Raw genomic sequence first — 23,062 nt, 5'->3', positions numbered from 1 at the left:
TAATTAAATTTTAGAGGGGTAAATTTAAAACCCCAATAGGAGGGTCTTAATGCTACTTCAAGAAGTCAGCTGGATCCGCTCCTCCGGGAGCAAACTTTGCCCGCTACTGATAAAGGCCGCTCTGGAATGGTACCGCCCGCTCAAGTATGTCCCCTGCTTTGCACAAAAACCCTTTAAATTCATAAAGCAGCGCTTGCGCAGGATACCTGTTATCGTCCAAATACATGAAACCCCGTACAGCGGCCTTTCAGTAAGAGAAATTGCGTCCCTGGCGGGATGCCGGGTACAAAGGGAACTGCCGCTGATTAACTCCTTCTCCACAAAGGTAAATGCAAAAAATTTAAAACTGCTGGCTCAAAACACCCATGTAAAAAAAATCTGGTATGACCGTGAAGTCAGGGCCGTGCTGGATGTAGCTTCTCCCGCAGTACAGGCGGCCCCGCTCTGGGAGAGTGATATCACCGGCAGGGGAATTGTAGTGGCGGTACTGGATACGGGTATTTATGATCACCCGGACCTGTCGGGCAGAATATTACATTTCAAAGACTTCATCAACCAGAGAACAGGCCCTTACGATGATAACGGGCACGGCACCCATGTAGCCGGGGATATTGCGTCCAACGGCAGCCAGTCCAATTTTCGCTACCGGGGTCCCGCCTCCGAAGCCGAGTTAGTGGGGGTAAAAGTCCTGGACAAAATAGGCATAGGATCCCTTTCAACGGTAATTGAGGGAATACAGTGGTGCATAAATAACAAAGACGATTTAGGCATCAGGGTCCTTAATATGTCCCTGGGCAGCGCGGCCACAGAATCCTATAACAACGACCCTGTATGCCAGGCTGTGGAAAAAGCCTGGCAGGCGGGAATTGTGGTTTGCGCGGCAGCAGGCAATGACGGGCCGCAGCCCCAAACCATTAACTCGCCGGGCATAGACCCGCTGGTAATAACGGTGGGGGCACTGGATGATATAAACACAATAAGCCCGGAAGACGACCAGGTGGCCGGTTTTTCCAGCCGGGGCCCCACCGTTGATAATTTGACCAAACCTGATATCCTGGCGCCCGGGGCCGATATAATATCCCTGCGCTCCCCCGGCTCACTGCTGGACAAAAAGAACAGGCAGTCAAGGGTTGATAACTGGTACACTTCCCTTTCCGGAACATCCATGGCCACCCCGGTATGTTCCGGAGTAGTGGCTCAGATATTACAGCTTGACGGTTCCTTAACACCGGATCAAATTAAAGCCATGCTGATGGAAACGGCAAGAACACTCCACCTGGAACCCAACATTCAGGGAGCGGGCGTGATAGATGCCCAAAGGGCTGCCGGTTTAATTTTGGAACCTCGTTCAGGTAACCACCCTTGACAGGAACTGATGTAAGGTTTTGGGGGAATTTTTCCACGGAAAAATTATCTTTGCCAAGCCACACTTAACTTGGAAAATTTCCCCCAAAAATGAAAGTTGTAATTAATACCAACGTATTAAGCGATTTTTTAATTAAAACGCCCCGGAAGGTGTTTTATTTTTGTGCATTTGAAGAAAAATGCCACCGGTAACCGGTGGCATTTTTTCGCGCGCAACTTTATTTCAATCAAACCCTCTTAACCACAATTTCCTCCAGGGACAGGCGGGGCCGCGGGCCCGGGTTTTGGTCCGGGTAGCCGACGGGCACCAGCACCAGCGGAATTATCTCACCGGGAAGCTCCAAAACTTCCTTTACCTTTTCACGGTCGAACATCATTATCCAGCAGCTTCCCAGCCCCAAGTCGGTGGCCCGTAAAACCAGGTGCTCGACGGCAATGGCCACGTTTAAGCTCAGGTAGGCCTGCACGGCAGCCTCGGTATCCATTGACCTCTTGAATTTTTTATATTCCTCGGGGGACATGTTCTCCAGGTCGGTGCCGGCGAAGGCTCCCGCCTCGCTGAGCTCGGCCACCCGGCGCCTCCTCTGTTTCATAGCTGTGGAGTCCACGCAGCATACCATGATCAGGGGGGCCTGCCCCACGAATCTCAGCGTGGCTTCTTCCACCTTCTTCCGCATCTCCTCGCTGGTAACCACCACAAAGCGCCATGGCTGGAGATTTGATCCGGAAGGGGCCAGCCTGGCCGCTTCCAGCAGTTCATTTATGTATTCTTCGGGTACCGGGTCAGGCTTGAACTTACGAATGCTCCTCCGAGCGGCAATTACGTCTTTTAGTTCCATGCTATCACTCCCTAACCTAATGATTGCCATTTCTTGCAACAAATAAAATATCAGACAGGATTAATGAGATAATACAGGATTAAACATTTAACAATTGTAAAATCATCGAAAATCATTTTCGTGAGACGGTTAGCCATATTTATTAATAATTAAAAAGAATTTAATATTTATCCTGTCAAATCCTGTTAATCCCGTCCAAAATATAATTATTTCCCCCGGTAATTTTAACACTTTCTACCCCGGAAGGAACACCCCCGCCCTTTTTAGAAATATAACGTATATTTATGTCTTTATGAAACTTTTGGGGGTGTAGCCATTGACTAACAACAATACAGTAAAGGTAACCATATTACCCGCCGGCCTTTTAAAAGAGGTTCCCCGGGGGACGAAGGCAATCGAGCTGACCGGGGAAATTGAAGTTAAGTGGCCGGTAGTAGCCGCAAAAATTAACAACGCGGTAAAAGATTTGCGAACCCCCCTGGAACAGGACTGCAGCCTGGAATTCGTGGATTTAAGTACCGATGACGGAATGCGGGTATACCAGCGCAGCCTGGTTATGGTCCTGGTAAGGGCCACCAGGGAAATACTGCCCGGCAGCTCGGTAACCGTACAACATACCCTGGGCAACGGTATTTACGGCGAAATAGATTACCAGCGGCCTCTGAAAGACAGCGACATTCAGGACATTGAAAAAAGAATGCACGAAATAGTAGAGGCTGACGAGCCCATTATCCGGCGGCGCCTCAAAAAAGAGGAAGTAAAGCAATTGTTCGAGGAAATAGGTGAAACGGATAAAACAGGCCTCTTGAAATACCGGCAGTCGGCCACCATGGACATCTACACCTGCGGCTGGTTCCATGACTATTTCTACGGCACCATGGTCCCCTCCACGGGCTACTTGAAAACCTTCCGCCTCCGGTACTACCTGCCGGGATTTATTCTGGAGCTGCCCAGAAAGGAAAACCCCACCGTCATACCGGAGTACGTGGAACAGGGCAAGCTTGCCAATATTTATTTCGAAGCCAAAAAGTGGGGCCAGATACTGGGAGTACGGGACGTGGTATCTTTAAATGACCAGATTGCCAGGGGTAACGCCGGTGACCTCATCAGGGTGGCCGAGGCCTTTCACGAAAAAAAAATAAGCCAGATAGCTGACCTGATTGCCGAAAATATTGACCGCATCCGCATTGTACTAATTGCCGGACCCTCATCTTCAGGGAAAACCACCTTTGCCCAAAGACTTTCCATTCAGCTCCGGGTAAACGGCATCCGCCCGGTGGCCATTTCCCTGGATGATTATTTCGTTGACCGGGAAAAAACTCCCCTGGACGAAAACGGCAATTATGATTTTGAGTGTTTGGATGCAGTGGACCATGCCCTGTTCAACGAACACCTTATAAGGCTAATACAGGGGGAAGAAGTAGAGCTGCCCACCTATAATTTTACCACCGGCAGGCGGGAATACCGCGGCCATACCCTAAAACTCTCCCCCTCCGACCTTATTATCGTGGAAGGGATACACGGGCTCAATGACGTGCTTACCCGTTCCGTGCCCAAAGGGCGCAAGTTCAAGATTTACGTCAGCGCCCTCACCCAGCTCAACCTGGATAAGCATAACCGGATACCCACCACCGACCTGCGCATCCTGCGGCGCATTGTGAGGGACAATAATTTCCGGGGCTACTCGGCCCGGGAAACCATTGCCCGCTGGCCGTCGGTGCGCAGGGGAGAAGAAAAGTACATCTTCCCCTTCCAGGAAGAGGCCGACATAATGTTTAATTCAGCCCTGGTATACGAGCTGGCGGCACTCAAAAAATTTGCCGAGCCGCTGCTGGCTGAAATAAGCCGGGACTGCCCCGAACACTCGGAGGCCCGGCGCCTGAGAAAATTCCTGAGCTACTTCCTCCCCATAGACACCCACGACATCCCCGCCAACTCCATTATCCGGGAATTTATCGGCGGGAGCTGCTTCTAAACAAATGCCGGTGCTTTTTGGGGGAATTTTCCCTACCCAAGTTCTACTTATTAAAGGATAATGTTTTCATGGGAAAATTTCCCCCAAATTAGAACGTTCTGTGTAAAATACGTGTTTTGTTATCCTCAGCATGAAATCAATACATGCAGCTGTTTCCTTTAAAAACCCCCGGCTCACATTATTATCCGGAGATATATAATACTTTATTACCCCTGCAGTAATCTTTTGGGCCAGCGTATCCAAATATTCAGGGTCTTGCAGAAGTTCTCTTTCATGGGGATTGCTTAAAAAACCAACTTCCACCAGTACCGCAGGGGCCTTTGTTTTACTCAGCATATAGCAGTTACTAATTTTGGCAATCCTCTTCCGCATCCCCGGTATGGTTCTAAGTTCTCGTTGAATAGCCAAAGCCAGTGCCTTACCCTTCGGGGATTTGGGGTGGTAAAAGGCTTCAGCTCCCTCATACGACCTGTTTTGCAAGCTATTGACATGAATGGTTATTACTATGTCGGCTTTGTGAGATTCAATAAGTTCAATCCTTTTATTCAGATCATAGAGCTTGGCCTCGCGCCCGCGCATTCCGACAAGCGCGTAATTATAATCACCACCACGGGTCAATATTACTTTTGCACCGGATTTTTCGAAAAGTTTCTTTAACCTTTTTGATATTTTCAAATTAATATCCTTTTCATAGATATCTCCCCAAACTGCCCCGGGATCATAACCCCCGTGCCCAGGATCAATGGCAATGGTTTTGGACAAGAGAGGCTTTTCTTTTATTGATGGGCCTATTGACGGGCCCGGCACGGCCATTGCATCAGGTTGTTCCAGAACAATAAAGAGTGCAAAAATTATAATGAATATATTTTTCATAATTACCCTCCAGCTATTTGCTACGGCCGTCAATGCACCAGCTCAGAAAGGTATACAAATTCCACTCCTTTAGCTTCCATTACGGGCATCATTTCCTTAAGGGCCCGGGCCATTTTTTCTCCACCCATACCTACATGGCCGATCCCTACGGCACTACCGTCGGCCAGAGCCTTATTCGTCAAAAGATCCAACTGCTTTTTAATATGATCTGTACTTTTTATATCATCCAAAAACACATCTCTTTGGGTATAAGCTATGCCCATGCTCTGAGCCAGGGGAATAATTTTTGATTTACCGGAGGTTTTACTGTCCAGCACGTAAAATCCCTTTTCCCTGGCCACTTCCAACACCGGGCGAATAAACTCTTCCCGGGAAGTGATCAGCGAACCCATGTGATTATTGAATCCGGTGGCGTACGGCACCTGGGCGAAGTTTCGGCGCACCTGTCTGCGTATTTCTTCAGCACTCATATCAGAAGTTATGGCTCCGGGCCCCAGCCAGCTGGATTTACCCGTGACCGGCTGCATGGGTAAGTGCACGATGACCTCGTATCCCCGCTTTGCTGCCTGCACAGCCTGCCGACGGGAATTTTCCAGGTTGGGCATTACTGCAAAGGTAAGGGGCCTGTCAATGGAGAGCATTTCCTTTATTCCTTCGGGATTGCTCTGGCCGAAATCGTCAATGACGATAGCCACCTTGGCTTTTTTACCTTCCATTATCCCTCCTTCAACTTTAATTAATGGCAATTCATTACGGGATTTCGGCTTACTTATATCCATGTGTCCGGCCAGGGTTTTTCTATGCTTCCCATTGACCGTTATTTGCACCTGCTGTATTGGAGGTAATTCAAAAAGGGTACAGGCAATGGAACTGAGTGCAATCCATTCTTCCTCACTACCAATACACAAGTTATTATTTATAACCTCGAGGTCAACCACGGCCAAGGAACCCGATATTTTAAAATTTCGAAGATTAATACCGTCCGGTATGCACGGGATAAGCTCTTTGGCCTGCCGGGGACCATCCATCAGCTGTTCCAGTGCCGACCGGCCCAAGTTTTCCACCGAATTATTCGCCATATCAAGCAAAGCCATTTCTTCAGAAGCCATAAAGAGTCTTGTTTTAATTTTGGGTATAAAGTATAAGTCGGGTAATTTAGAATTATTGAATTGCACCGAACTGTTGCGGGCAGGTATCTCCGCATCAGCAGATAAATCCATTTTACGAGAACTGCAGCAATAACTAATTATACCTGTACAGATCGAACGGGCCAATTTTTTTTGATACACGGGGTCAATCAGGTGCTGCCGGTCCTTTTCATTGGAAATATAGCCCAACTCCACTACCACAGCAGGTATTTTTAAGCGGTTTAATATGTAATAGTCCCTGGCGTGGCTTGTCCTCTTAACCATATCGGGAATACGCCTTAATTCCCGCTGGATGCTCTGTGCCAGGCACTGTGCCGAATCATTATCCCTATTGAAAAATACCACCGCCCCGGCCCTGCTTCTTTTGGGGGAGGAGTTAACATGCAGGCTTACGAATATGTCTGCATCGTTTTTTAAGGCAACAGCAACTCTTTCATCCAGGTCGTCCAGGTTATTTTTTGCCATTAAGGAAAGCCATTTCCACCCGGGCCGGTAATCCCCGCTTCTGGTAAGTTTGATAACAGCACCCTCCGCCTCCAGCAATTGGGCCAGCTGAAGGGCCACCGACAAGGTGATATCCTTTTCCCAAATTTTATCTTTATCCGTGCAGCCTGCATCACTACCGCCGTGACCGGGGTCAATAACTATTGTTTTCCCCTGCATGTCATTTAATGCCGGTACGGACTTTTTTTCTTCAATAAACAGGTTATAAATCACTGCTAATGCCAAGCATAAAAGAAGACCTGTAAAGAAAAGTCTTTGTTTGTGCTGCTTTAACATGAAATGAACTCCCTTCTCTAACAACCCGTAAAATTAACTAAAAACCACCTGCGATTATTTTTTGGAGAACCTCATTAGATTTTACTGGTATATTTAGGACCTTTTAACGTTTAAACGGGGTTGATTCCTCCTGGCAGGGCGGAAAAGGCCCCTCGCCTTTTAGTTCCTGGAAAAAACAAAAAACCTTCTTGGGGACAAAAATTAAACAGGAAACTTTTGCAGCAAAAAAGCCTCCCGGGAGAAGTTCCGGTTTGGGGGAAATTTTCCAAGTTAAGTCCTACTTAATTAAAGATACTTCCGTGAAAAAATTTCCCCAAACTTCTTCCCAGAGAGGCTAACGGATTTTAAGCAACATTCCCCAGCCCGTCCAACGGCATAACCCCTGCTTTGCTTTACCCCACCATCTTTTTGCCCACTTCATAGGCCTTTTGCAGGAGGTCCTGGTTTATCTTTTCCCCCTGCACCGCCATTATACCGGCATTTTCCATACCCATGGCTTCGAACAATTTTTCCATTTCACTGGAATTCATTTTTACCTGACCGTAAGCGCCCAGGCCCGGGGCCCTGATTTCCCGGATTTCTCCCCCGTTACCGTCAGGATACCTTTACGCATCCTGCTTTTCTTCATATTTGTTAAGCAGCTTGACAATTTCCTTAGCCCTTTCGTCAACGACCCGGTAGCAGACCTCCAGCCCTTTGCGCTTCCCTTCCACAATACCCTTGGCCCTCAGTACCGCCAGCTGCTGGGAAATGGTAGACTGGGGCAGGTGCATGCACTCCCGGATGGTTGTAACATTGCATTGTTCCCGCTCCAAAAGACCATTTACTATGCAAAGGCGTGTCGGGTGAGCCAGTGCTTTAAGAAGTTCCGCCTGTTGTTCGAATTTCTTTACTTCCATTTAACCAACCCCTAATTTAAAAAAATAAAACGAAATTTATATTTGTATATTATGATATAATGTTTGAAAAGTCAATAAAAAAGACGAAAAAGGCCGCTGGATGGTCTGCGGCCTCCGAAATATCAATATTTATCCAAAATACTGCATAATATCACCGGATAAAATAAATTTGCCAAACTCCGCACAGGCCTTGGACTCAAATTTGCCCTTGGAGCGGATGAGGTAGAATTTCCGGGTGATATTGCATCCCTTTATTCTCAAGGGTTTCAGGCTGCCAAGCTGCACCTCTTTACGCAGTGCCCACTTAGATAAACAGCTGATGCCCAATCCGGCTTCCACCGCTTCCTTAATGGCCTGGGTACTGCCAAGAACGATTTGCTTTGCCGGCTTGGCGGACAGTTTTTGCAGGGCTTTTTCCACAGCCAATCTGGTTCCGGAACCTTCTTCCCGCAATATAAAGGTGCTATCCTTTAATATATTCTCGTCAACCACATTTTTTTTGGCCATGGGGTGCTGCCTGGAAACAATAAAAACAAGCTCATCCTGCAGAAATTCCGTTACTGCCAGGTGAGGGTCCTCAAGCTCACCTTCCACCAGCCCCAGATCAATACTACCTTCCAGGGCCCTTTCGTGCATTTCCTCGGTGTTACCTATTATTACGGAGAATTTTACATCGGGATACCTCTTGGAAAAGGCGGCCAGAATCCTAGGTAAAACATACTCCCCTATGGTAAGGCTGGCCCCTATGGTTAGCTTGCCGGTAACCAATTCCACCAGGTCCGCCACGGCCCGCTTGGCAATACCGTGCATCTCCAGTATTTCCTTGGCGTACTTATATAATGTGGCGCCAGCCTGGGTCAGTTCAACCCGCTTGCTGGAGCGCTCGAAAAGTTTTACCCCGTAATAAGCTTCCAGATTATGTATGTGTTGGCTTATAGCCGGCTGAGAAAGATTTAATGCCTCGGCCGCCCGGGAAAAGTTTTTTTTTCCGCTACGGTAACAAAGATGTGAAGCTGGTTGTCAAGCACTTTTTATCCTCCTGCTGCAACATATTTAGATCTGTTTTTTATTTTAACACCGGAAACGGTGAGAAAAAAGCTTCCGTCGTAATTTTTTATAAATTCGGCAGTATTTCCCCCACCACGCCCCAGCTAAATGCTCCGGTGACTTTGACCAGGATAAGTTCCCCCAATAAAGATTTGTCGGTAAGGGGTATTTTCACCCTCACATTGTTACCTGAAAGGCCGTCACCACAGGTGCGCCCTTCAAATTCCACCAAACGCTCCGGTAATACCTCCAGGATTTTCCCCACCATTCCGGAATGGAAATTGGTCGCCAGCTTTTTATCCAGCGCCCGGAGTTCTTCCACCCTTCGCTTTTTAATGTCAGGCCGGACAGTTTCTTTAAACCCGGCAGCAGGAGTGCCGGGCCTGGGGGAGTAAGGGAAAACATGGAGGCGGCTCAATGCCAATTCCTTTACCAGGTTCACCGTGGCCCGGTGATCTTCCTCGGTTTCCCCGGGAAAACCCGCAATAATATCTGTAAAAACGGATACGTCGGGCATTAATTCCCGGGCCCGGCGTACCATGCGGGAAAAATCCTTCGTACTGTACCTTCTGCCCATCCTTTTAAGTATCCGGTCGGAGCCGCTCTGGAGGGGGAGGTACAAGTGGTGACAGATTTTTTCGCTGCCCGCCATTGTCTCCAGCAAATTCTCATGTACGTCCATGGGCTCTATGTAATTCAATCTAATGCGGAATTTGCCGGGTATTTTTTCCAGCTCCTTAATTACTCTCACCAGGTTCCACCCGGGTATGTCCCTGCCGTACATGCCCAGGTGATTTCCCGCCAAAATAACCTCCCGGTACCCCAGTTCCAAGAAATGCCGCACCTGTGCGATTACCCTTTCCGGGGCCATGCTTCTGGACCTGCCCCGGGCTCGGGCAACTATACAGTATGTACAAAATTCGTCGCAACCTTCCTGAATTTTCACCACCGGCCTGGTGCGGCTGTAACGGAATTCCACCGACATATCCTCAAATTTTTCAGTTCCGTTATGTTCCTTTACCAGATTTTCCTGGCCCTCCCCGCCCCGCTCCAGCCTTTCCCGGATAATTTGCGAGAGCTGTGACCTGCCGGTGGTGCCGATTATTATATCGGCCTCGGGCAATTTCTCCTGTATTTCCCGGTGGTAGACCTGGGGATAGCAGCCAGCAATGACCGTGAGGGCCTGGGGATTCTCCCGCTTAGCCCGCCTCAGAACCCGGCGGGCCTCGGCAGCCGCCGGGCCGGTGACCACACAGGTGTTAACAATATAAATTTGCGCCGGCCCGGTAGTCTTGACAAACCCCGCCTTTTTCATTGCCGATTCCAGTGCCTCGGCCTCATACTGATTGACCGGACAGCCGAAATTGATAACTTTGAATGTCACACCTGCAGGCATCGATACCTCTCCTAAATTTTTTTAGACAACATTATATTTTACCCGGGGCAGCAAAACAAAAAAGCCGCTGCCATTTCCAGCACCGGATTTGGGGGAATTTTTCCATGGAATTTTGGGGGAATTTCCCCACGAAAACATTATCTTTTAATAAGTAGAACTTATCTTGGAAAATTTCCCAAATTAATCAGTCAACAGCTGTTCCAATCTTAATATCTTTTCCCTGGTTTCAGGGGACAGCCGGCTGAAAAGCTGCTCCCGGAAATACATGCCGCCGCGGAAGTCCCCGGACAGGCCTTTAAGAACCTCGGTCTTCTCTACTTTTCTGCGCCGGTAATACAGGTCCATATCCACGAACCTTTGGCCCCGGGCGTCATACTCCAGGCCAAGCAATACCCGCTTCAGTTCCAGCGGCTCCAAAGTGGTAAACAGCCTTACCTGATAGGCCACCACTGAAAACAGGGCCAGGGCATGGTCCCTGGTCCACACCTCTCCCAGGATTAACCCCGCTTCCAGGTCCTCCAGGGTCAGCACCAGCCTTCTATAATGAATTTTGTATTTTTCCCCGGCATCGTAAATGTTTATCCTAACCTCGTGCCACTGCCCGCCTTCCAGCCCCTCGGTAAAATAACGAACGGCCTCCTGTCTGAGTTCCCGGTACATTACGGGCACCTGGCGTCTCACCAGCAAGACCGGCTCGAGGACCTCCCCCAGCCGGACGGGCCTATTGAGGGGCCGGTCGGTAAATACAATTACGGTATCACCGGCCTTGCCCCGGGCAACGGCATCCACCAGCTTAAGGCCCTTTGCCCCGTAATATTCCCGTATGGCTTCAATTACCCTTTGCCCGCCCCGGGGGAGCCGCTGCACCAGCAGGCCGGGGCCCAGGTCTGCCCGGGATATTATTCTTCCCAGGCCTTCATTAAGCAGGTGCGTGAGGGTAACCGAAGAGCCCACGGGGAGCAGTATAACCTCTCCGCTATCAATGCCATCCTCCTGCCTGTCCGGAGGGGTGATAAAAACTATAGTATTTGCTTCCCCGGAAATTTCCACAGCAGAAGAAAAAGATAATATTTTTCCCTGCAAAGTTTGCATGAGCTTTTCCTTTAATAGCTCCCCCTCTGCGGTACGTAAAAACAACATGCGCGGGCCGGTACGAACAAAAATCATTGATGCCACCCCTCCCGGTTAAACCGTCCCGGGAATGCCGTAAAGGCTGCCCATCTTTCGGTCATAATTAGTTGCCGGGGGATAAGGAATCCTCTCCACCCGCCCCGAGGGGCTGAGTATGACATTAACACTTTTTAAGCCGTTTAAGTATAGGGACCCCCCCTGCCCTCCCGGGGAAAAATCATGCCCGTACAGCTTGTATTCAGAAATCCCGGGCAGCCTGCCCACCACGTGCGCAAGCCCCAGGGACATGCCCTTTACCGAAAGCACTTCCCCTTCAGCCACAAGGCGGGTCCTCCTAACGTGCGCGCCAATAACTTCAGGGTCGTCATGATTGCCCAGCACGACATAAATTTCCCCGGCAGGTGAACTCTCCAACATTTCTATAAATGGGGCAACAGCCCTGTCATAGGCAGCTATATTTTGGGGATCCAGTTCCAGCTTAATATCGTCGGCCAGATCCCCGGTATGAATTACCACATCCGGCTCCAGGGTATATAGCAGGGACTCAATGGCCGGATACAGGGTAGTGGGCGTATCACTGATGTGTACTATTTTACTTTCCGTGGAATTTATAAGCCCGGGCGGGACGTGAAACCGCCCGGCCAGCCGGTTAAAAATATATTTCAAGTTGTTAAATACGGACAGGACGACCTCACCTCCCGCAAATAATAGAGTTTCCCCATAAATATAACGGCTATAAGCTGCCGGGTCAACCACCTTTCCCAGGACAATTTTTTAATTTTCCCATAATAATTTGTTCCAGCTTAGCCGGTTCTACGTTCTTTCCAATAATATAGTCATCTACTTGTATATATGGCCTCGGTTGTTCCGCATCGACTTCCGAGGCCGTATTTTCATCAATTACCACTTCCACATCACCGGGGAACAGGGACGCAATTTCCCCGGTCAAATAGATTAACCTGCGGCAATCCGTTCCCAGGGGCCTGGTTACGAAAACCTTAATCTGCAGCACATGCCTCCCTCTCTTGCCTTAAATTCTTTCCTAAATATTACCACAACCAATACCATTTTCCAACAAGTTCAAAATATTTTCACCAATTTGTAGAAAATAATCTTGAATATGTTATAAAATATTGATTAAAATCTCATCTCTTGACGCCAATTTTCTTTTTCCACTTATAAGAGATTAGTGATGAGGCCTTCTTTCTCTATATGGTTGTACAACTTTTGTGTGTAAATTTCCGTGTTGAACTAAATAATACAAGAGAGCTATTATTTTTTCCCAATATGTAAACCCCTTGCCAACGTAATTCAGCTGTTAAAGCTTATTAGGAGGTTTGTATGAATGGGGAAGGGCTCTAAACTTAAAAATTTAGAATCTTTATTTGATTTATCTTTATTGTCAGAATTATTTGATTCAATTTATAATGGAGTAATTGTGATCGACACATCTAAAAAAATCGTTATATTCAACAAAACAGCAAAAAGAATTTTTGGAGTAAAAGAACAAAACGTATTGGGTTATCCCATTAATGATATTTTACCTGAAAGCCAATTACCTAATATTTTAAAAACAGGGAAACCAAGAGCAGGAGTGAAATTACGCTTAGGGAATATTGTAGTTTTAGCCAATCAAAGCCCAATAAAAATTAATAATCAGTTGGTTGGGGCTGTTTCCATTTTTCAAGATATATCTGATTTTGAAAAGGTATCTCATGAATTAAAAACTGTACGAGAAATGGCGGCTGAATTAAACGCTATTTTTGAAAATTCCTACGACGGCATTTATGTTACTGATGCAACTGGTAAAACTTTAAGGGTTAATAAGGCTTATGAACGTATTACCGGGTTACCACTCGAACAGCTTATAGGACGAAATATCAAGGACATTGTAAATCAGGGATTAATAAGTGAGTCGATAACATTTAAAATTCTTAAGCATAAAAAAGCATTAACCATAAAACAAACCATTAGTACTGGAAAAGAAATTCTTGTTACTGGAACCCCTATTTTAAACGACCAAGGACAAATAAGTAAAGTTGTTACAAATGTACGTGACATGACTGAATTATACAATCTTCATAAACAATTAGAGTGCTCCCGCGAACTTAAGGAACGTTATCAGCGAGAACTTTCTGAATTAAAAAAGAAATATGAAGGTTATTGCAAAATTATAGCCCAAAGCAAAGAAATGCAAAATGTTTTGGAAATGGCTAAAAGAGTAGCTTCGGTGGATACTACAATCTTAATACTTGGTGAATCCGGTGTTGGAAAAGAAATTATTGCCCAGTTAATTCACGATTACAGCCCTCGTGCCAAAAAAGGCGATTATATAAAAATAAATTGCGGGGCAATCCCAGAAAATCTATTGGAATCTGAATTATTTGGTTATGAGGAAGGTGCTTTCACGGGGACAAAAAAAGGTGGTAAGGTAGGTTTATTCGAACTTGCACATAACGGCACTCTGTTTTTGGATGAAATAGCCGACCTTCCCCTAAATTTACAGGGCAAATTGCTACGAGTTATTCAAGAAGGAGAACTCATAAAAGTTGGAGGTACTAAGGTTCGTAATATTGACGTCCGAATTATTTCAGCTACAAATAAAGACCTGGAAAAAATGGCAAATGAAGGATTGTTTCGAAAAGATCTTCTTTTTAGATTAAATGTCGTTCCTATAACTATCCCGCCACTTCGAGAACGCAAGGAAGATATCCTCGCTTTGATAGTTCATTATTTGGACCACTTCAATAAAAAATATAATACAGGTAAAAGTTTTTCGCCCCAAGCTCTTGAAATACTTTTAGACTATAATTGGCCTGGTAATGTTCGAGAACTTGTTAACCTCGTAGAACGCATGGTTGTAACTGTTACAGATGATGTTATTGTTCCAGCTGATTTACCTGTTCACCTCAAACAAAATGGTGGTATTCGTACCGATAATCAACCATTCGATTCACTCAAAGAAGCACTTGATTACTATGAAAAAACTTTAATTTTAAAAGCATTACAAAAATATGGTACAACAAGAAAAGCTGCATCATCACTTAAAATTAGTCAATCAGCTTTAGTAAAAAAAGCAAAACGATTAGGTATTTCATGGAATAAATTCTGGACAACGAAAAAAATTGATTCTGTTTAGAATCAAAGAATTAACATGGAATCAACAGCACATTATATTGAAGAAATAATATTTTTTATAACCTTGATTCCATATGGAATCAAGGTTATATTTTTTTAATTTTAAAATTTTGAAATATTAAAGAAATTATTTATTGGCAGATATTTTGCAAAATTAACAAAAAGAACGGAGGTGAAGTATTAAAAAATAATTTTTTAAAGGGGGATGTTGAAATATGGCAATTATGTTGTCTTCTGCTCGACGTAAAGACGGAGCCGAACAGCCTTATATACCATTGGGAATTTTTAAATTAAGACTACCATTTATTCACTACGGAGTAGAACTTCCTGAATTAATACAAGCAGTGTTTATGTTTGTTACAGGCTTAGCAGCTACACGATTTCTTCAGGATATGTTTGACTTTCCATTTGAAATTGCTCTTACCATCGTACTTTTCCATGAAATTACTTATTGTTTACATCAATTATTAGGTTGCCCCATTATATCCGGATGGATTACCCCAGCTATCCCACTAACAATAGCTTATCTTTCGAAATATACTATGGGCATCGAGCGCATAGAGGCCTTAATCGCCCTACAAATAACAGTAGGCATACTTTTTCTAATACTAGGCATTACCGGTTTAGCCAGAAAGATTATTGATAATTTGCCCAATTCAATTAAATCAGGAATTGTATTAGGAGCAGGTATAGCTGCCGTAACAGGAAAATACGGATTCAAACCTGCAGATGCGGGCGGTGTTGGATTTGCTCAGTACCCCATTTCTATAACCATCGGAATGCTCATTGCATTTTTCTTATTATACGCTAAAGGTTTTAAAGAAATGAAAAAAAGAGGTGGTTCCTTTATTTCAATAGTAGCCCAATATGGTATGGTACCAGGAATAATCGTGGCTATGATTGTAGGTTTCCTGGTAAAGGAAATACCATTACCTGTCATCGACCAATGGGGCTTTTTTGTCCCACGCTTTGGCGAGGTTTTCAAAACAGTCTCTGCATTTGGTATTGGTTTTCCTTCATTAAAAACATTTATCGCCGCGTTACCAATGGCTTTAGTTGCTTATATTATAGCATTTGGTGATCTTGTTATTGGACAAACGGTTATTGAAAAAGCGAATGAAAACAGAAAAGATGAATATATTGATATGAATCCCAATAGGACTAATATTCTGTGTGGTGTACGAAATCTTATTGAAGGTACTTTAGCACCTACCGTTACCCTTGCAGGACCCCTTTGGGCAGCCATGACAGTAGCAGTAGCAGAACGTTACAAACAGGGACGCCAGGCAATGGACTCCATTTTTGGAGGTTCGGGAACTTTCAATATCATGAAATTTATCTGTGTAATGTTCTTACCTTTAGTTGCTATTTTTAAGCCGGGCCTACCTATTGCGATTGCTCTTACTATTATGGTTCAAGGTTTCGCATGTTTTTATATCGCTATGGAAATGATTTCGACCAATGAAGAAAGAGGCGTCAGTGGTATCACTGGAGCCATTTTGGCAATTGCAGGCCCCACTTATGGACTAGCTGCAGGAGTTATTTTATATTTACTAATTCAAAAGTTTGGTGTTGGGCAGAAAATAGCAGAATTACAAAGGGTAAAACTATAACAAACTAATTAGTTAATAATTGGCTTAACATTTAAACAAATCGAAACAATTTGAAAGGTTGTGGTATGTAATGGCCATAAAGCCTTTTTCGTTTCAAGTTCCCGGCAAAGTAACATTTGGACCAGGAAGTCTTTCAAATTTAGTTAAAAAACTAAAAGGGAAAAATATCAAAAAAGTATTACTTACATCTGACCATGACATTGAAAAAGCTGGTTTAGTTCAAAAAGTAGAAAATTTGCTACTATACGATGGAATTGAATACGTAAAATTTCTTGATATTGAAGCTAACCCTTCCACCGACACCGTTGAAAAAGGAACTAAAATTTTTAAAGAAAACGGGCTCGAAGCTATTGTATGTTTAGGAGGCGGAAGTCCAATTGATACCGCCAAGGCCATTTCGGTATTAGTAACCAATGGCGGAAAAATTCAGGAATACGAAGGTGCACACAAGGTTAAGGGGCCTGTAGTACCAGTAATTGCAATTCCTACCACAGCAGGCACCGGTAGTGAGGTAACACCATTTGCTGTAATTACTGACCGCAACAAGAACTATAAACTAACAATATTTAGTTATGAAATAATACCTAAACACGCTATCTTAGATCCTGAACTACTTGCCACGTTGCCATCTTTAGTGGCAGCTTCCACTAGCCTGGATGCTTTAACCCATGCCATAGAAGCATATGTTTCTTTAGCATCTTCACCATTTTCAGATGCTATGAGTGAAAAAGCTATGGAACTTATAGGTAATAATATTAGAAACTTTGTAGCCAACAGGGCGAATGTCGAAGCGGCAGCAAACATGCTCCTGGGTAGCATGTTTGCTGGTATAGCCTTTTCCTGGGCCAGGCTTGGAAACGTTCATGCCATGGCTCACCCGCTAGGGGGATTTTTTGATATCCCTCACGGTATTGCCAATGCAGTACTTTTACCTGTTGTTATGGAATATAATGCTTTAGCTGATCGGGGCAAGTATAAAAAGATTTTTAATTTCATTAAAGACGGAAAAGTAGTAACGGGATTTACTCCAGATATTCTGGTTAAAGAAATAAGACAGCTATCAGCCGAACTTGGTATCCCTGAAAGTTTATCTAAATTAGGTGTAACAAAAGAATCCATACCACAAATGGCTGCAGATGCAATGAAAAGCGGTAACATTTTAGTAAATCCGCGTCAAACTACCCAAAAAGATGTAGAAGAATTATACCTCCGCGCCATGTAGTTTTTAAATAATCTACGGGAGGATCTTTTTAATGAAACTTGTCAGGATAGACATGTCCCGATTACAAATAAATCTTGAAAAAACTCCCTCTGAATATGATATGTTTGGAGGTAGAGGTATTACTTCTAAACTACTTTTCAAAGAAGTTAATCCTCGAATTCACCCCTTGGAAACAGATAACAAAGTGGTTATTGCTCCCGGACTCCTAACAGGTAGTGCCGCACCGTGCTCTGGACGCACCTCATTTGGAGCTAAAAGTCCCCTTACTGGCACTATTAAAGAAAGTAATGTTGGGGGATTAGCTGGTCAATATTTGGCTGGTCATGCCATAAAAGCTTTGATCATTGAAGGTAAACCCAAAGATAATATTTTAAGAGTATTAGTAATTAATGATCAGGGCATTCGCTTAGAGGAAAAACCTAGCCTTACAGGATTGGGCAATTATGATACCGTGGATGTACTCAAAAAAGAATACGGTTCCGACAATGCAATTATATCCATTGGCCCGGCAGGCGAACGTAAAGCAGCATTAGCTTCGGTGGCGGTAACAGACTTAGAGGGCAGGCCTTCCCGCCATGCAGGTCGTGGTGGGATTGGCGCAGTTCTGGGTAGTAAGGGTTTAAAAGCAATTGTTATTTCTCGTCCCTCACAACCTATACTTCCGGCAATTAAGACAAAGACATTCAAAAAATTGGTTAAAGAATTTGCTTATAACATGCAGCAATCCAAAAAAGCCCTTTCCAAGTATGGAACCGCAGTACTTGTTAATGTTATAAATGAAAATGGCGGCTTACCAACAAAAAATTTCAGGACAGGCGTAAATGAAAAGGCATTAGAAATAAGTGGGGAAAAACTTTATGAATTATGTAATAACCGTGGAGGGACCACCGGCCATCCCTGCTCTCGTGGCTGTGTTATAAAATGCTCAAATGTTTTTCATGATTTGAACGGTAAATATGTAACCTCAGGCTTAGAATATGAAACTATTGCACTCTTAGGATCAAATTGTGGGCTAAATGATTTGGATAGTATTGCAAAACTCGACCGGCTTTGTGACGACCTTGGCATAGACACTATGGAAGTAGGAGTAACTCTAGCAATCTCTATGGAAGCAGGTCTAATTCCATTCGGGGATTATAATAAAATGAAAGAAAGTATCGAACAAATAATCAAGGACAGTATATTAGGTAAAGTATTAGGACAGGGTGCAGAGATTACGGCACGTGTATTAGGTGTAGATCGGGTACCAGTGGTCAAAGGACAGAGCATATCTGCATACGATCCCAGATCACTTAAAGGTACTGGTGTAACTTACGCTACCTCACCAATGGGTGCAGACCATACCGCTGGAAACTGTCTACCAGGTAGAGGTGATATAGATTGTCACAAGGCAGAAGGGCAGATAGAACTTTCAAAAAATATACAGCTACTTTCTACCGTTTGCGATATATTAGGGTTTTGTATTTTTGTCGGTCCGGTACCTGAAACTATACCTAGCCTCGCGGCACTTGCTTCAGCTTTTAAAGGTTATGATATTACTGAAGATGTGCTAAAAGAAAAAGCCCGTGAAGTCTTGAAAACTGAAGTGGCATTTAATGAAAAAGCTGGTATCGGTGCGGGACAAAATGATTTGCCACTCTTTTTCCGAACTGAAAGTTTACCTAATAACGGTCTTGTATTTGACGTACCAGAAAATAAACTAAAGGAGTTAGTGCACTGGTAAACAACAGCGGATAAAATATTTTAAAAACCCCTGGTAAAAAATTTACATTATTGCCAGGGGTTTTTGAGTTTTATTTTCTTACTTCTTCTATAAACCCACCATGTATTCCAGCTGGCATCCTGCAGCTCTTTGAAAATTCTTTTTAACCATATCCCGAGCACATCTGGCAACATTAAAACGACATGGAATGGGCTCCCCGCAAGTTTGTACCGCAAGAATGTTACTCTTCAGCTGAAACAAGCACTTTAACCAGAACACTGCTGTTAAGGCAAATACAGTCACTCATCCCCTCGCGCGTCTCCTTCCCTCAATTCCCGTATAAGAAGGGTGGAGTCGGGTTGCTTTTTCATTTCACTGCGTAATTTAGCAAGGCGCTGCAATGATTTTTTTGCCGCTTCGGTTTTTTGTCATTGCTCCGCTTTTTCCAGCTTCTTTTGAATTTCTTCATAAGTCTTGGCCTCGATAATGTAAGCAACAGGTTTTGAGCGCTGCAATATAACTACGGGCTGTTTGGTTTTTCAGGTTCACATTGGACTGTCCGGCCTCACCCAGGTAGGCAGCCACTCCGCCGACCTCGATCCCGTCAATGAGTTCTTCTTTTTAAAATATCATGTTAACTACTTCTTCCAATTGCCTTAAATTGCGGCACTCGTAAACTCCGGTGCACCAGGGGGCATAGGTGCTTATAATGCTGTCATCTTTATCCCATTCTTCCCGGGGCTGGGGATTGAGCCAGTATAATTTTCTGCACCTGGCGGCAAATTTTTGCAAATAATCAACCCCGGAAGGCCGCCAGTTATTTTTGGCATCCCCCAAGATAATTACCGTACTCTTATCGGTAACCAGAAAAAGGTAACCGGCACAAAATTCAAAGAAAGCCTGGCCAAAATGAGAGTATCCCGTTTCAGAAACGCCGGCCAGGTATTTCATTTCCAGCAGGGCATCTTCCGGCTCCAGCCTTCTGAAAAGGGGAGTAACGTAACTGAGATGGTCCACAAAAACAAAGGAATGGATATCTGTAAAACAATTTTGTGCCGCATATACCAGCTGCAGCATAAAAGTACTGAAGGGCGCCACCGAGTTGGAAATATCGCAAATCAAAATCAGCACGGGCCGCTCAATCCTTCTTCTTTTACGGGCCAGCTCCAGCGGGATTCCGCCCCGGGCCATGGCCTTCCTGGCCACCCGCTTTATGTCTGTCTTTCCTCCGGGGGCAGGCTTATAGCGGCGGGATTTTCTGCTGGCCAGGCGCCTTCCAAGCCGGTAGACTTGTTGTTTTACTAGTTCCGCCTCCCGGGAATCCAGCTCAATAAAATCCCTTTCGCTAATATTCTCCAACTCGGCTATCCTTTCCAGGGCCACCTGGCCGTACCTGCTGATTGCGAATTTTTTGATACTTTCCTCAATTTCTTCTTGCAATATACTAAGTTTATGTTGCCATTTTTGGTAGGCGGGCCAGTCAATCTGACCTTCACGGTACATTTTTTCCATGTGGTGAAGCACCATGTACCAGTCCAGGCCGACCAGGACCCGGCGAACCTTGTCCCGGAGGGAATCCAGGTCTTCCATCTTCAAGTCTCCCAGGGTTTCCACAGCAGCCCGCGCCGCCTCCGCCAGAGAAGCATCGTCCCCTTTTGCCAGCATTTGCAACAAATCCGGCGCCGGCCCGCCGGCGCCGCTCTTCCCCAGCCCCCTACCGTCACGGGTGGAAGTCTTGTTTGGCAAGAGAACTGTAAACCCACTGCCGGCCGCCCCGGCAGCGGAAGGATAACCCGTAAAATATAAACGGAATAACCTGTCGAATACCTTGATATCCTTGGCTTCCTTAACCAGGGTGGCCCTGAGGGCCTCCTTGAACTCCTCCCGCCTAAAACCCGTTATTTCCACGGCCTGCAGGCAGTCCCGCACTTCAGCGGGAGAAACCTTGAGGCCGGCTTTTCTCAGGAGTTTTACAAAATTTATAATGCTAGCGACCATAAGGGATCACCTATCCGGATAAAAAGGAAGCCAGCCTTTTTTCCACCTGTTCAACGTCGGAATGGTACTTTAGCAATACATTTATGGTGGCCGACACAACTTCCCGGTCCAAATTTTCCACCTGCAGCAGGAGCAGGGACCTGGCCCAGTCAATGGTTTCGGAAACGCTGGGAGGTTTCTTAAGGCCGGTTTTGCCGGCGAACTGCATGTTTCGCACCGACTGCACGAATTTGACCACCTGCTCGCCGAGTTTTTGGCTTATCCCCGGCACCTTTAATTTTACAATTTCCATTTCCCGGTGAAAGTCCGGGTAATCTATATATACATGCAGGCACCTTCTTTTCACCGCATCGCTTAAACTCCTCCGGTTGTTGCTGGTTAATACCACCAGAGGCTGGTAATTGGCGCTGACGGTGCCGTATTCCGGAATCGTTACCTGGTTTTCAGAAAGGGCCTCTAAAAGGAAGCTCTCAAATTCCTCGTCACTCTTATCAATCTCGTCAATCAACAAGGTAACTCTTTCCCCGGCAATAAAGGCTTTCAATATTGGTCTCGGCAGCAGGAAGTCCTCTGTATAAATGTCCTGCTTGAGTGCTTCCCAGGAATTTTTTCTTTCTGTTTTAAAGCTCTGGATGTAGAGAAGCTGCTTTTGGTAATCCCACTCGTACAGGGCCTTTGCCTCGTCCAATCCCTCGTAACACTGGAGCCTGACCAGGAGGGTGCCGGTTACCCTGGCCAGTACCTTGCCCAGCTCTGTTTTGCCCACTCCCGCGGGCCCCTCCACCAGAAGGGGCTTGTTCAGTTTATCCGCCAGATAAACGGTAGTTGCCAGCCGGCGGTCGGCTATGTATTCACATTGGGTGAATTTTTCTAAGACATCGTCTATACTTTTGAACATCCGGGTCACTCCTAAGGAAAAACCCCGAACACAGTTCGGGGTTATTTGGGGGAAATTTTCCAAGATAAGTCCTGCTTGTTAAAGGTAATAATTTCGTGGAAAAATTCCCCCAAATTTTGGGGGAAATTTTCCAAGATAAGTCCTGCTTGTTAAAGGTAATAATTTCGTGGAAAAATTCAAAGCTCATCCTTTAGCTCCAGGGTTTCCCCCACATCGAAATCTTCCATCAGCCAGCGGAAGCCAAACTGAAGCAGCGCTTCGTCATCGTGCTTGATTTTTTCCACTTCTTCCGGCTTCACCCAAAAAACTTCCAAAAACCTGGTTTCAAAAATAAACTTCCTGAAACGGTCCAGGTCGTAGCAAGCCATATAAATCATTTCTTTGATGTGGTTATCCAGGTTCTTCAAACCGGTAAATGCTATGAAGGAAGGAAGCTTCTTGAAAAGCTTCTCCTTTTCCTCGTAAACATCCAGCCCCTGGTCTTTCATCCACTCCTCCAGCGTCCACTCTTTATCCTCGTTGAGTCCGTGACAGAAAGAGCTGTCATAAATAAAGGTATAGCCATTATCCCTAAGATCCACGGGCGCCAAGCGGCAGGACCAGGCACGCACGTCATAAATCTTGCAGCCTTCAGGAGCAACAAAAGGGCAGGCCAGGTCGGCATCCTCCCTCATCTTAAGCAGCACAAAGGGAACGTTCCCTTTATCCAGGCGGGTGGTATAGCGGTCCAGAAATTCCCCCGATTTCATCCCCAGCTTGTTTTTCATCCGCAGAACGTCATAGGGGCTCAGGAAAATGTTTACATTACGGCAGCAGGAATTAAAACATTCCAGCCCCCTGCGGCAAGAAAATTTAAACTTTTCTTCTTTGGAATAGATTTTTTCCATAGCTAACAATTCCTTTCCAATGTTTAATAGGCCAGTTCATAAATAATTATAAAGGCCCGGCCGTTAGCAGTAAAGCTTTAAAATATCTTAACATTGGAAAGGCTTTTTATAACGCCTCTAAAGCGAACGAGGTAATCCCCTCTTTAACCTC

At 45.2% G+C, this 23,062-nt stretch carries 19 protein-coding genes and 2 pseudogenes; 6 read left to right on the top strand and 15 right to left on the bottom strand.

Annotated elements, in window-relative coordinates; all coding sequences use genetic code 11:
* Positions 1-49: 49 nt before the first annotated feature.
* On the top strand, positions 50-1,366 hold the full coding sequence (locus tag ACX4JR_RS01780; protein WP_476059346.1) for a S8 family peptidase: 1,317 nt from the start codon (positions 50-52) through the stop codon (positions 1,364-1,366).
* Positions 1,367-1,592: 226 nt separating this feature from the next.
* Here the strand turns inward: ACX4JR_RS01780 and ACX4JR_RS01775 are convergent, their stop codons facing one another.
* On the bottom strand, positions 1,593-2,204 hold the full coding sequence (locus ACX4JR_RS01775) for a nitroreductase family protein (RefSeq protein ID WP_476059345.1): 612 nt from the start codon (positions 2,202-2,204) through the stop codon (positions 1,593-1,595).
* 316 nt (positions 2,205-2,520) lie between these two features.
* On the opposite strand from ACX4JR_RS01775, the gene ACX4JR_RS01770 reads away from it, so the two are divergent.
* Entirely contained in the window at positions 2,521-4,179 is a 1,659-nt protein-coding gene (locus ACX4JR_RS01770) for a uridine kinase family protein (RefSeq protein ID WP_476059344.1), read from the top strand.
* Between the two features lie 66 nt (positions 4,180-4,245).
* On the opposite strand, the gene ACX4JR_RS01765 is transcribed toward ACX4JR_RS01770, so the two are convergent.
* The 9 genes from ACX4JR_RS01765 to ACX4JR_RS01725 all read right to left on the bottom strand — a co-directional run bounded on the left by ACX4JR_RS01765 (position 4,246) and on the right by ACX4JR_RS01725 (position 12,465).
* Positions 4,246-5,052, bottom strand: a complete 807-nt coding sequence (locus tag ACX4JR_RS01765; protein ID WP_476059343.1) for an N-acetylmuramoyl-L-alanine amidase family protein — start codon at positions 5,050-5,052, stop codon at positions 4,246-4,248.
* A 29-nt stretch (positions 5,053-5,081) separates the two neighbouring features.
* Complete coding sequence (locus tag ACX4JR_RS01760) at positions 5,082-6,980, bottom strand: divergent polysaccharide deacetylase family protein (protein WP_476059342.1); 1,899 nt, start codon at positions 6,978-6,980, stop codon at positions 5,082-5,084.
* Between the two features lie 392 nt (positions 6,981-7,372).
* A complete protein-coding gene (locus tag ACX4JR_RS01755) occupies positions 7,373-7,510 on the bottom strand; it encodes a hypothetical protein (protein WP_476059341.1) in 138 nt (45 codons plus the stop codon).
* Positions 7,511-7,585: 75 nt separating this feature from the next.
* On the bottom strand, positions 7,586-7,879 hold the full coding sequence (locus tag ACX4JR_RS01750) for an ArsR/SmtB family transcription factor (RefSeq protein WP_476059340.1): 294 nt from the start codon (positions 7,877-7,879) through the stop codon (positions 7,586-7,588).
* A gap of 129 nt (positions 7,880-8,008) precedes the next feature.
* The gene (locus ACX4JR_RS01745) at positions 8,009-8,689 is read right to left on the bottom strand and encodes a LysR substrate-binding domain-containing protein (RefSeq protein ID WP_476059339.1); all 681 of its coding nucleotides are present in this window, start codon (positions 8,687-8,689) and stop codon (positions 8,009-8,011) included.
* Between the two features lie 304 nt (positions 8,690-8,993).
* Positions 8,994-10,322: a tRNA (N(6)-L-threonylcarbamoyladenosine(37)-C(2))-methylthiotransferase MtaB gene (gene mtaB / locus ACX4JR_RS01740; RefSeq protein WP_476059338.1), complete on the bottom strand. Its 1,329-nt coding sequence runs from the start codon at positions 10,320-10,322 to the stop codon at positions 8,994-8,996.
* Positions 10,323-10,502: 180 nt separating this feature from the next.
* Positions 10,503-11,489 (bottom strand): hypothetical protein, encoded by a 987-nt coding sequence (locus ACX4JR_RS01735; RefSeq protein WP_476059337.1) that lies wholly within the window; start codon positions 11,487-11,489, stop codon positions 10,503-10,505.
* 18 nt (positions 11,490-11,507) lie between these two features.
* Positions 11,508-12,119 carry a metallophosphoesterase gene (locus ACX4JR_RS01730; RefSeq protein ID WP_476059336.1) on the bottom strand — a complete coding sequence of 204 codons (612 nt, stop codon included), beginning with the start codon at positions 12,117-12,119 and terminating at the stop codon, positions 11,508-11,510.
* An 82-nt stretch (positions 12,120-12,201) separates the two neighbouring features.
* Positions 12,202-12,465, bottom strand: coding sequence for a hypothetical protein (locus ACX4JR_RS01725; protein ID WP_476059335.1), 264 nt, complete (start codon positions 12,463-12,465; stop codon positions 12,202-12,204).
* A 333-nt stretch (positions 12,466-12,798) separates the two neighbouring features.
* On the opposite strand from ACX4JR_RS01725, the gene ACX4JR_RS01720 reads away from it, so the two are divergent.
* The 4 genes from ACX4JR_RS01720 (at position 12,799) to ACX4JR_RS01705 (ending at position 19,149) form a co-directional block, all read left to right on the top strand.
* The gene (locus tag ACX4JR_RS01720; RefSeq protein WP_476059334.1) at positions 12,799-14,592 is read left to right on the top strand and encodes a sigma-54 interaction domain-containing protein; all 1,794 of its coding nucleotides are present in this window, start codon (positions 12,799-12,801) and stop codon (positions 14,590-14,592) included.
* A 214-nt stretch (positions 14,593-14,806) separates the two neighbouring features.
* Positions 14,807-16,204: a hypothetical protein gene (locus tag ACX4JR_RS01715; protein ID WP_476059333.1), complete on the top strand. Its 1,398-nt coding sequence runs from the start codon at positions 14,807-14,809 to the stop codon at positions 16,202-16,204.
* A 70-nt stretch (positions 16,205-16,274) separates the two neighbouring features.
* Positions 16,275-17,426: an iron-containing alcohol dehydrogenase gene (locus ACX4JR_RS01710; protein ID WP_476059332.1), complete on the top strand. Its 1,152-nt coding sequence runs from the start codon at positions 16,275-16,277 to the stop codon at positions 17,424-17,426.
* Positions 17,427-17,457: 31 nt separating this feature from the next.
* Positions 17,458-19,149, top strand: coding sequence for an aldehyde ferredoxin oxidoreductase C-terminal domain-containing protein (locus ACX4JR_RS01705; RefSeq protein WP_476059331.1), 1,692 nt, complete (start codon positions 17,458-17,460; stop codon positions 19,147-19,149).
* Between the two features lie 407 nt (positions 19,150-19,556).
* Here ACX4JR_RS01705 and ACX4JR_RS01700 read toward each other — a convergent pair.
* From ACX4JR_RS01700 to ACX4JR_RS01680, 5 genes and pseudogenes are all read right to left on the bottom strand, one after another.
* Positions 19,557-19,652: pseudogene (locus ACX4JR_RS01700) on the bottom strand (type II toxin-antitoxin system prevent-host-death family antitoxin); the annotation flags it as partial.
* 16 nt (positions 19,653-19,668) lie between these two features.
* A pseudogene (locus tag ACX4JR_RS01695) lies at positions 19,669-19,749 on the bottom strand (DsrE/DsrF/DrsH-like family protein); the annotation flags it as partial.
* On the bottom strand, positions 19,750-21,126 hold the full coding sequence (locus ACX4JR_RS01690) for a vWA domain-containing protein (protein ID WP_476059330.1): 1,377 nt from the start codon (positions 21,124-21,126) through the stop codon (positions 19,750-19,752).
* A 10-nt stretch (positions 21,127-21,136) separates the two neighbouring features.
* Positions 21,137-22,024: an AAA family ATPase gene (locus tag ACX4JR_RS01685; protein ID WP_476059329.1), complete on the bottom strand. Its 888-nt coding sequence runs from the start codon at positions 22,022-22,024 to the stop codon at positions 21,137-21,139.
* A gap of 176 nt (positions 22,025-22,200) precedes the next feature.
* Positions 22,201-22,911 (bottom strand): YkgJ family cysteine cluster protein, encoded by a 711-nt coding sequence (locus ACX4JR_RS01680; RefSeq protein ID WP_476059328.1) that lies wholly within the window; start codon positions 22,909-22,911, stop codon positions 22,201-22,203.
* Positions 22,912-23,062 lie beyond the last annotated feature (151 nt).

This window comes from Desulfofundulus sp. JL263-se (assembly GCF_056316025.1).
Note: the sequence above shows the minus strand (reverse complement) of the source record. Positions and strands in the feature narration are given on the sequence as shown.